This is a genomic window from Candidatus Obscuribacterales bacterium, from assembly GCA_036703605.1.
In the GTDB taxonomy this organism is placed as follows: Bacteria; Cyanobacteriota; Cyanobacteriia; order RECH01; family RECH01; genus RECH01.
This window is the reverse complement of record DATNRH010000767.1, coordinates 1-1,227: the sequence shown is the minus strand read 5'-3', so window position 1 is coordinate 1,227 and position 1,227 is coordinate 1. Positions and strand designations below refer to the sequence as shown.

Annotated in this window: 1 protein-coding gene; it reads right to left on the bottom strand. The window is 54.0% G+C overall.

Going from position 1 to position 1,227, the window contains the following annotated elements:
* Positions 1–19: 19 nt before the first annotated feature.
* Complete coding sequence (locus V6D20_15950; GenBank protein HEY9817273.1) at positions 20–736, bottom strand: hypothetical protein; 717 nt, start codon at positions 734–736, stop codon at positions 20–22.
* Between the last annotated feature and the right edge of the window lie 491 nt (positions 737–1,227).

Below are 1,227 nucleotides of genomic sequence, written 5' to 3'. Positions count from 1 at the left end.
GGCCAAGGGTAAGTCGCCATTAAGGTCTTTCTACCTCATCTCCTCTGATTGTTGTAGAGAATGCCAGGCCCTTTGCGGCGACTTGATTGTAGCGGGTGCTGAGGAGTGTGATGACGGCAACTACCGTGATGGTGACGGGTGTGATCGATTCTGCCGCACTGAACCTGGCTTCGTTTGTGCCGATCCCGGCCTTGACATTGCCCCCACGCGTTTCGATTGCAATCAGGACTTCTGGAGTGTTTTTGGCAACGTTAGTGCATGCTCCGAAGGTATGAACTGCTCTTCCCACCAGCTTGCCCCTATCCCCCAAAATTGGAACCTCTTGCAGTGCTCTACTCCCAGCTAATCGCCAGGCGGTTGCTCTAGCCAGGACTACGGCTTGGTTATGAATAACGCCTACGACTTTGCCGTAGTCTCGGACTTTTTTGAGGTCCGCGCAGGCGCAATTCTCTATCTCGGCTTCAGTTCTGGCGAATATGAATCGGATCTCAATGCCTTTGTAAGTCTGTTCAGAGATGCATCTCCTACACATACATACTGTTGTTAATTTTATCCGGATATTGACAATCCAGAACGAGCGCTGCTTGCCTATTGTGTCCGATGTCAACCCGTGGTGGAGGCCTCGGAGCCCTCGCTCCCACACGTGGTGGTCTGAACCTGCATGGTCCGAGGACGATCCGGTAATGTTACAAAGCGACGTTACGTAGGCTGGGGCAAAGCCAACAAAGGGGGTCAATCGAACCTTACCTCCTAGGATATCACCTTCCGAGTCGAGATCTCAGCCGACGGAGTGAGCTGGGACGTCTATCGCACCGTATTCCTTAGTGTCGTCACAGCTGATACCGTTGAAACACCCCTCGTTTTCGCCCACGATGGGCGCTTCAAGGTAAGCTCCCCCGCATGTGGAACAGTAGCCCGCTCCTCCCACACCTGCAGCTAGTCCTGACTCTTTTGCCCTTCCTTAGTAATAGATTCGAATCGTGGACTACCAAAGTGGCCTCGAACCTGGCTTTTCGCTAGACTGGTGGCGTCTTGAGGGCCGAGAATCCTGCGTTCCTGACTGCTCTGACGCTGTGCTTGCTGGCGCCGAAGAGGTAGGAAGCGGCAAGTGGTTACGGAGGGTTGCAGAGCGGCAGGGGGTGAATTGGGTCTAGCTTCTGGACCCCTCTGACCTTCATAGTGCGTGAACAACATTACCGGATGTAGCGGTTGTCCTGGTCGCTGCGA